The sequence below is a fragment of the Myxococcus sp. AM011 genome (genome assembly GCF_013372595.1).
Lineage (GTDB): Bacteria > Myxococcota > Myxococcia > Myxococcales > Myxococcaceae > Myxococcus > Myxococcus eversor.
This window is the reverse complement of record NZ_JABXEM010000041.1, coordinates 45338-53494: the sequence shown is the minus strand read 5'-3', so window position 1 is coordinate 53494 and position 8157 is coordinate 45338. Positions and strand designations below refer to the sequence as shown.

The 8157-nt window shown below is 71.0% G+C and carries 7 protein-coding genes and 1 pseudogene; 3 read left to right on the top strand and 5 right to left on the bottom strand.

The features are described 5' to 3' along the window. Both HUW62_RS11440 and larC read left to right on the top strand, forming a co-directional pair. Positions 1 to 197, top strand: a pseudogene (locus HUW62_RS11440) (1-(5-phosphoribosyl)-5-amino-4-imidazole-carboxylate carboxylase); the annotation flags it as partial. A gap of 5 nt (positions 198 to 202) precedes the next feature. Beyond that, a complete protein-coding gene (larC, locus tag HUW62_RS11435) occupies positions 203 to 1372 on the top strand; it encodes a nickel pincer cofactor biosynthesis protein LarC (protein ID WP_176434440.1) in 1170 nt (389 codons plus the stop codon). 137 nt (positions 1373 to 1509) lie between these two features. On the opposite strand, the gene HUW62_RS11430 is transcribed toward larC, so the two are convergent. The 3 genes from HUW62_RS11430 to HUW62_RS11420 all read right to left on the bottom strand — a co-directional run bounded on the left by HUW62_RS11430 (position 1510) and on the right by HUW62_RS11420 (position 5047). Next, positions 1510 to 2220: a hypothetical protein gene (locus HUW62_RS11430; protein WP_176434438.1), complete on the bottom strand. Its 711-nt coding sequence runs from the start codon at positions 2218 to 2220 to the stop codon at positions 1510 to 1512. Beyond that, positions 2217 to 3785 (bottom strand): AAA family ATPase, encoded by a 1569-nt coding sequence (locus tag HUW62_RS11425; RefSeq protein ID WP_176434437.1) that lies wholly within the window; start codon positions 3783 to 3785, stop codon positions 2217 to 2219. The genes HUW62_RS11430 and HUW62_RS11425 overlap by 4 nt, the downstream gene beginning before the upstream one ends. Before the next feature lie 248 nt (positions 3786 to 4033). Next, a complete protein-coding gene (locus tag HUW62_RS11420; RefSeq protein ID WP_176434436.1) occupies positions 4034 to 5047 on the bottom strand; it encodes a Gfo/Idh/MocA family protein in 1014 nt (337 codons plus the stop codon). 119 nt (positions 5048 to 5166) lie between these two features. Here HUW62_RS11420 and HUW62_RS11415 point away from each other — a divergent pair, with 119 nt between their 5' ends. After that, positions 5167 to 5883 carry a DUF2238 domain-containing protein gene (locus HUW62_RS11415; RefSeq protein WP_176434435.1) on the top strand — a complete coding sequence of 239 codons (717 nt, stop codon included), beginning with the start codon at positions 5167 to 5169 and terminating at the stop codon, positions 5881 to 5883. Here the strand turns inward: HUW62_RS11415 and HUW62_RS11410 are convergent. Both HUW62_RS11410 and HUW62_RS11405 read right to left on the bottom strand, forming a co-directional pair. Beyond that, positions 5870 to 6367 carry a hypothetical protein gene (locus HUW62_RS11410; RefSeq protein WP_163864084.1) on the bottom strand — a complete coding sequence of 166 codons (498 nt, stop codon included), beginning with the start codon at positions 6365 to 6367 and terminating at the stop codon, positions 5870 to 5872. The genes HUW62_RS11415 and HUW62_RS11410 overlap by 14 nt on opposite strands. Before the next feature lie 171 nt (positions 6368 to 6538). Continuing rightward, entirely contained in the window at positions 6539 to 7927 is a 1389-nt protein-coding gene (locus tag HUW62_RS11405) for a cyclic nucleotide-binding domain-containing protein (RefSeq protein ID WP_163864083.1), read from the bottom strand. Positions 7928 to 8157 lie beyond the last annotated feature (230 nt).

The window sequence follows — 8157 nt, the reverse complement described above, 5'->3', positions numbered from 1 at the left end:
CGCTGGGGGGCCTGGTGGGCATCCCCGTCGTCGCGGTGCCCACGTCGGTGGGCTACGGCGCCAACTTCAAGGGCCTGTCCGCGCTGTTGGCGATGGTGAACTCGTGCGCCTCCAACGTGGCGACGATGAACATCGACAACGGCTTCGGCGGAGGCTTCTACGCGGCGCTCGTCTCCCGCACCAAGGGGCGGCGGTGAGCGGCGTGCGACGCATCCTCTACCTGGAGCCGGTGGGCGGCATCGCCGGGGACATGTTCCTGGCGGCGGGCATCGACCTGGGGCTCAAGCCCGAGGCGATTGAAGCCGCGCTGCGCGGCCTGAGTGTCCCGGGGTGGAAGCTGGCGGTGAGTCGCGCCGTGCGCCACGCCATCAGCGGCACCCACCTGGATGTGGTGCTGGACACGCGCGAGGCGCACCCGCACCGCGCCTACGCGGACATCCGCCGCCTCATCGAGTCCGCGTCCACGCTGTCGCCTCGGGTGAAGGAGCGCGCGCTCGCGGTGTTTCGCGCCATCGGCGAGGCCGAGGCGAAGGTGCACGGCGTCTCCATCGACGACATCCACTTCCACGAGGTGGGCGCGGTGGACTCCATCGTCGACATCTGCGGCGCGGCGGTGGTGCTGGAGTTGTTGGGAGACCCGGAGGTCCACGCGGCGCCGCCCCCGCTGGGCAGCGGCTCCATCCGCGTGGCGCACGGCACCATGCCCATTCCGGTGCCGGCCACGCTGGAACTCTTGCGCGACGTGCCCGTGCGCTTCGAGGGCGTGGGCGAGCTGACGACGCCCACCGGCGCCGCGCTGCTCAAGGTGCTCGCGCACATTGGCCACCCACCCGACTTCATCGTGGAGAAGGTGGGCTACGGCGTGGGCACCAAGGACTTCAAGGACCGGCCCAACGTGCTGCGGGCGTCCCTGGGTCGCATGGAGGCTGCGCGCTCGGAGGGCCTGTGGGTGGTGGAGGCCAACCTGGACGACGCCACGCCGCAGTTGCTGGGGCACCTGGTGGAGCGGCTGCTCGCCGTTGACGCGCTGGATGCGTGGATTACGCCCGTGGTGATGAAGAAGAGCCGCCCCGGGCACCTGTTGAGCGCGCTGGTGGAAGGCGGCTTGCGCGACAAGGTGGTGGACACGCTGCTGCGCGAGTCCACCACGCTGGGCGTGCGCTACCACCGCGTGGAGCGACAGGCGCTGGAGCGCGACTGGGTGGAGGTGGAGACGCCGTGGGGCCGGGTGCGCGTGAAGCGCGGCCTGCGCGACGGCGCCGTGCTCAATGCCCACCCCGAGTTCGAGGACTGCCGCCGCATCGCCGAGGCCGCGGGTGTCCCCCTCAAGCAGGTGGTGGCCGCGGCCCTGGTGGCGCTCGGTTCTTCCTGAGCTGAAGCGCGCTGTCACCCGAGGCCGCGAAACCCTCGCGGCCCACTGTTCCTACGACCGAAGCCGCGTGGCCCCGAGGAGTCCAGGTCCGGGGTGCCGCCCTTCGCCAGCTCGGATGGAGCGGACACCCTGGCCCCTCATCGCCAGCGCCCGAGCCGTGTCCTCCACGGGGTGAACAGCAGGACGAGGAAGCACATCATTCCGAGGCCTATCCAGCGCGCGTCGCCTCGGCCGAAGCGCATCAGCATGAGCGCCCCCCCGACATAGGACACCATGACGAGACACCGCCCGAGCGTCGAGGGCATCAACGCCAGCAGTCCCGTGCCCAGGGTGGAGTGACGCGCGAGGATGCGCCACGCGCCGTGCTTCTGCTCCTCCTCGCGCAGCTTCTTCAGGAGGAACGCATAGCGCTCCCCATCCTCGCGGCGCTCCTGCTCCAGCCGCTGGAGCCCGTCCTCCCGCTCGATGCCGCGCTGCTTCGCGCGCTGCTCCTGATGCTCGCGCGCGAGCTGCTCCCTGTATTCGAGCTGCTCGGGCGTCCCCAGGTCGGCACCGCACTGCTGGCAGTGCTTCGCGAAGCGGCCGTTGTCCGACGCGCAGACGACGCAGCGGGGAAAGTCCGGCCCGTCGTCCTCCAACGTCTCCGGCCGGTGCTCCAGCACCATGGGAGGCTGGGCCTTGAAGCGCTCCAGGTGCGCCTCCGGGACATCACCCTGGGGCAGCGCGCCGCGCTCGGCGATGTCCTCGAAGCGGCGCCCTCCGTCTTGAAGCTGGGGCGGCGGCTCCTGCTTCCCTCTCTCGCCCCGGTCCTTCTCCAGGTGGAGGAAGCGCGACAGCTTGGAGCTCATGTCGCCCTCGGGGGCGGGGTTCTCGCGGACGAGGCCGGACGCGTGCGGCCTCTCGCCCAGTCGCGCGACCGGCGAATCTCGTCGTGCATCGTCACCGACAAGGGGAAGGTGTCCCGGATGGTGCGCACCAGGTGCCGCTGCGCCAGCTCGGTGTCCTCCGCGAAGGCCTCATAGAGGCCGGCCACCACCACCTGCTCGATTTCGGCGCCGCTGAAGCCCTCGGTGAGCGTGGCCAGCTCCTCCATCGAGAAGCCCTCCGGCGCCCGCTTCCGCCGTCGCAGGTGGATGCGGAAGATTTCCTCCCGCTCGGCCTGCTCGGGCAGGTCGATGAAGAAGATTTCGTCGAAGCGTCCCTTGCGCAGGACTTCGGGCGGAAGGCCGTCGATGCGGTTGGCGGTGGCCACCACGAACACCGGCGCCGTCTTCTCCTGGAGCCACGTCAACAGCGTGCCGAAGACGCGCGCCGACACGCCGGTGTCCCCCGCGCCGGAGGAGGCCACGCCGGACAGCCCCTTCTCGATTTCGTCCACCCACAACACCACCGGCGCCACGCTCTCCGCCACGCGGATGGCCTTGCGCAGGTTCTCCTCGGAGGAGCCAATCAGCCCGCTGAAGATGCGGCCCATGTCCAGCCGCAGGAGCGGCAGGTTCCAGTGCGCCGACACGGCCTTCGCGGTGAGGCTCTTGCCACAGCCCTGCACACCGAGGAGCAACAGTCCCCGGGGCTCGGGCAGGCCGAACTGGCGGGCCCGCTCTCCGAAGGCCGCGGTGCGCTGGCTGAGCCACCCCTTGAGGTTCTCCAGCCCGCCCACGTTCCCCAGCGTCTCCTCGGGCGGGTAGTACTCGAGCAACCCGCTCTTGCGAATCACCTGACGCTTCTCGTCCTGGATGCGCTTGATGTCCTCGGGGCCCAGCTTGCCGTCATGGGCAATGGCCTTGGCGAACGCGTTCTCCGCCTCCGCCATCGTCAACCCCAGCGCCGCCTTGATGAGCTGGTCGGCGTGGTCCCTCGACAGGTCGATGGTGGCTTTGTTCGTCCGCCGCACCACCGCGACAATCTCTTTCAAGAGCTGGAGCAGGTCGTTGTACCCGGGCATGGGCACATCGATGACCGAGATTTCCTTCTCCAGCTCGACGGGGATGAGCAGGGTGGGCGACAGGAGGATGACGGTGGTGAAGGTGCTCTTGAGGAAGTGCGCCAGCTCGCGCAGGGCGCGCACCACGACCCGGTCCTCCAGGTAGGGATGGAAGTCCTTGAACACCACCAGCGCGGGCTCGCCCAGCTTCTCGATGGCGGCCATCGCGTCGATGGGGTTGCGCGTGTCCTCGGGCAGGGGCGCGGTGCGCGAGGTGCCCACGCTGCGCAGGCCCCGGGTGATGGACCAGGTGAAGAGGGCCTTGCCGTGCGCGCGCGCCAGCTCCGCGAGGATGGCGTCCACGCGGTGCTCCTCCCACGACACCAGGTAGAGCAGCGGGTAGCGGGCCCGCACGAGGATGTCGAGCTCCTCGAGCCACGGCTCGGCGGGGCGGGGGACGCGGGCGCTGCCGGGGGAGAAGGACGACATTCGTCCGGTACTTTAGTGGGCCCCGCGCGGAAGCGAAAACGCGGGTGCCCACGCCATGGCTTGCGTCCGACAGGCCTCTACTGGGGCTGGTTCGGCGCGATGACGGTGAAGGCGGCCCCCACGGGGTCCGTCACCACGGAGAAGCGGCCATGGGGCGAGTCGGTGGGCTTCACGTGGACCTTGCCACCCGGCGCCACCTTGCCTGCCCCAACGGCCTGGAGCGAGGGGCCGCCGTCACGGTTCGTCTCTCACTCCGCCGAGGCGGAGTCCACGTGCACCCTCCGGCCCTTCTCGTGGGAGCGGAGCGCCGTCGCGATGACCTCCTGCACCATGGCGCCGTCGTCCAGGGTGGCGAGCCCGTCGCGCGGCGCGCCGTGCAGCAGGCCGAGGAACCGGCGCGCGCCTTCCTCGTGGGCGCGAGCCCAGGGCTCGGGCTCTCCGGAGCGGGGTTCGACGCCGGGGGCGATGTCCTTCCAGGCGCCGTGCTCGAAGGCTCGCACCGGAGAGATGCACCAGCCTTCGCGCGAGGGCACGTAGCCACCGGAGAAGCCCACCTCCCAGTCCTGGCCGAGCAGCGTCCAGCCCCCGTGAATGCCCGGCTCCGGACAGGCGACGTGCGTGAGCACCAGCACGGCACCAGAGGAGAGTCCCACGTGAAGCGCGGCGGTGTGCACGGGGCGGCCGGAGAGCGTGGCCTGCACCCAGACCGGGGACTGTCCCGTCAGCCACAAGGCCGCGTCGATGACGTGGGAGAGGCCGCCCCAGTCACCGGACTCACCCGTGCGAGGAGCGTCCGGGAGCTCGTCGGCGACGGGCATGAAGCCGTTGCGCAGCGTGAGGACCAGGTGGCGCACGGCGCGGCCTTCGAGCCAGTGCTTGAGCCTGCGAAGCGGCGGCAGCATGCGATAGGGGAAGTTGACGGCGCTGGGCGTCGAGACCTCGCGGGCTCGGCGAGCCAGGAGGCGCGCGTCCTCGACGGTGTGAGCCAGGGGCTTCTCGCACAGCACCGGGCGACCGGCGTCCAGGGCGGCGAGCACGTGTTCGGTGTGCACCGCGTCCGGGCTGGCGACGACCACCGCGTCCACGGCGGCGCACAGGTGCTTCACGTCCGTGGTGGCCAGGGGAATGTGCTCGTGCTCGGCGACGGCGCGGGTGGCCACCGGGTCGCGTCCGCACAGGGCCGCGATGTCCGCGCCCGCCGCGCGGAAGGCTCCCACGTGCATGCGCCCCCACTTCGTCCCGATGATTCCGATGCGCGTCATGGTGGTACAGCCTGCCAGAGACAGTGGGCTCGGCGTGCATCCGCGTCCGCCAGGGACATGCGATGCTATCCGCGCAGCCCGGTCTTCACGTCCGGGCGCGCCCGAGACGAGGCCCCTTGATGCAGCCCGTGGTTCCCCTGACCTCGACGCCCTCCGCCGACTTCATCGCTCCGTACTTCGCCCCTGTGCGAGGCACGCGCGGGGAGGCGCGCACGCCTTTGATTCTCGCGGCGGTGTTGGCACCCATCCTCATCGCCACGCTGTTCCTCAGCCCCGCGGGAAAGCTCAACTGGCTCCTGGAAGTGGGGCCCGGGCTCGTCGGCATGGCCGTGCTGGCCGCCACCTTCCGCCGCTTCCCCATGTCGCGCTGGGTCTACGTCTGCGTCTTCCTGCACGTGCTCGTGCTGACGTACGGCGGCTACTACACCTATGCGCTCACACCCCTGGGCGACTGGGCGAAAGACACCTTCCACCTGTCGCGCAACCCCTACGACAGGCTCGGCCACTTCGTGCAGGGCTTCTTCCCCGCGTTCATCATCCGCGAGGTGCTCCTGCGCGCCACCCCTCTGCGTCGCGGCGGCTGGCTGAACTTCCTCACCGGCTCCGTGGCGCTGGCCATCAGCGCCGTCTACGAACTGCTGGAGTGGTGGGCCGCGCTCGCGCTGGACCCCGCGGGCGGCGACGCGTTCCTCGGCACCCAGGGCGACATCTGGGACGCCCAGTGGGACATGTTCCTCGCCCTCTGCGGCGCCATCATCGCCATGGCCCTCTTCGGCCGCGCCCACCTTCGCAGCGTGGAGCGACTGGTGACCCGCGCGAAGCTCACATCCACTTGAGCGAGTAGCGCCGCACCGTGTTCCGAGGCGTCATCTTCGCCTCCGTCACAATCTTCCCGAAGCCCATCAGGAACCCCCGGAAGGTGCCCAGCAGCAACGGGGCCGGCAGGCGCGAGCCACTCTCCAGCTCCGCCGCCAGGGGCATGAAGGCCACCGTGCGCGTGGTGTCCGTCGCGGGCAAATCCTTCACCATCGCGCGCAGCACCGAGTCGAAGTCGCCGAACACCTTCTCCACCGAGTCGAACCCCCGCGCCCGCGCCAGCGGCAGCGTGCGCATCGCCGAGCGCTGGGCGATGGCCTCCACCGCCCGGTCTCCCAGCGCCACGTGCAGCTCCCCCGTCATGCGCACGTAGTCCTCCCACGCGTACCACGTGTCCTCACGCATGCTGTTGATGGTGCGCTGGTGCGCGGGAAAGCGCGAAGACGCCGCCGTCATCGCGCCGAGGATGGCCTTGAACCAGGCGCCCTGGATTTCGCCGGACATGAAGTACTCCCCCTGACTGGGAAGCACTCCACCCGCGTGGGCCCGCGCGAACCAGGGGGGAACCCACACGGGCGTGCACGGCACGACGCTCGCGAGCGTCGAGGACAGTCTTCCGTCTCCCGGTGGATGCTCCGCGCGTGCTGCGCAGGACACCCACCCCCGGAGCGCGCGCTACGCGGGCAGCCGCACCTGCACCCGCGTGTGTCCCGGCTCGGAGAGCACGCGCACGTCGCCGCCGTGCCGCTCGACGATGCGCCGGCTGATGTCCAACCCCAGCCCCGCCGCGTTCGGCTTCGTGCTGAAGAAGGGCTCGAAGATGCGCGGCATCAAGTCCCTGGGAATCCCAGGCCCGTCGTCCGCCACTTCCGCCACCACCTGCCCGGCCTCCGTCCAGGTGCGCAGCTTCAACGTCCCGCCGCGCTCACCCAGCGCCTCCAGCGCGTTGAGCACCAACTGCGTCCACACCTCGTCCAGCGCGGCACCCTCCGCGCGCAGCTTCGGTGCCTCCCGGTCGAACTGTCGCTCCACGGTGACGTGGCCGCCCTCCAGGCGGTGGCGCAGCGCGAGCAACGCGTTCTCCAGGCCGTCGTGCACGTCCACCTCCGTGGCCGGCCTCCGGTCGATGAAGCTGTACGCCTTCACGCCCTCGACGAGCGAGGAGACGCGGGCACTGCCGCGCTCGACCTCCGCCAGCAGCACGTCGCCGCTCACCGCGGCCACCAGCCAGGAGAGCGTGTCCCGCAGCAGCGCCTCGCCCACCCGGCGCGCCACCGAGTCCAGCCACTCCACGTCCAGCCCGGAGGCCACCAGCGCCGGCGCGACGTCCCACGCGTCCGACATGCCGCGAAGCTCCAGCCACGTACCCACTTCCTCCTCGCGCCGCGTCCGCGCGAGCGGCTCCAGCGCGGGAGTGGCCCGGCCCCGGTCGGCGGCCTCCCGAGGCAGCGCGAGCAACGCGCCGCGCTGCGCCGAGGACAGGCCGTGCTGCCCCAGCGCCATGGCCCGCGCGGACACCAGCCGCAGCGTCTCGCGCAGCCGCGTCGCGCTCCGGTTCGCCGCCGTCGCCGGATTGCCCAGCTCCGGCGCGAGTCCCGCCACCATCTGCCCCGGCGTCGCCGGACCGGGCTGCTGGGTGGACACCACCTCCTGCGGCTGGGTGCGCTGGGCGGCGACCTCCATGAGCCCCCGTCCCAACGAGGGCGCCAGGCGCAGCAGCTCCCAGAAGGCGGCGGGCTCCAACCTCAGCAAGCGCACGTCCGTCTGCGCGTGGCCGGTGGTGGGGTAGGGGGAGTTCAGGAAGAGGATCAACTCTCCGAAGATGTCGCCCGCGTCCAGCGCGCCCGTGGGGGCCACCTGGTCTCCCACGCGGCGGGACCACACCGTGCGCCCTTCGAGGATGACGGACAGGCCGTCGGCGGGGTCTCCCTGCGCGGCGACCCGAGTCCCGGCGGCGAAGTGAAGCTGGCGCCCATGACTGGCCACCCAGTGGAGCTGCTCGTCGCCCAGCCGGGAAAACAACGGTACCCGGCGCAGCGCTGTGACGATGTCCTCGCTTCCCATGTCCCTTCGGATGCTGCCTGGGTCCGAGGAAGGGTGTCCATCTCCGGATGACCCCGTGGCCCCGGAATCGACATGGACTCCGGGATGCAAGCGCTGTACGCGCCCGGCGCCTTCGGGCCCTTGGGGTGGCTTTCCGTGACAAAGGAGCAGGCGGCCACCGCCCGCCTGTCCGGCTCCCGGTCGCCGCATGTCAGGCAGGGTGGCGGACGACGGAGCGCGCGAGGAAGCGG

What these genes read in the sequence shown, in the direction of transcription:
- HUW62_RS11430 (WP_176434438.1), bottom strand. Translation starts at nt 2,220, where the DNA reads ATGAGCTCCAAGCTGTCGCGCTTCCTCCACCTGGAGAAGGACCGGGGC.
- HUW62_RS11425 (WP_176434437.1), bottom strand. Translation starts at nt 3,785, where the DNA reads ATGTCGTCCTTCTCCCCCGGCAGCGCCCGCGTCCCCCGCCCCGCCGAG.
- HUW62_RS11420 (WP_176434436.1), bottom strand. Translation starts at nt 5,047, where the DNA reads ATGACGCGCATCGGAATCATCGGGACGAAGTGGGGGCGCATGCACGTG.
- HUW62_RS11415 (WP_176434435.1), top strand. Translation starts at nt 5,167, where the DNA reads ATGCAGCCCGTGGTTCCCCTGACCTCGACGCCCTCCGCCGACTTCATC.
- HUW62_RS11410 (WP_163864084.1), bottom strand. Translation starts at nt 6,367, where the DNA reads ATGTCCGGCGAAATCCAGGGCGCCTGGTTCAAGGCCATCCTCGGCGCG.
- HUW62_RS11405 (WP_163864083.1), bottom strand. Translation starts at nt 7,927, where the DNA reads ATGGGAAGCGAGGACATCGTCACAGCGCTGCGCCGGGTACCGTTGTTT.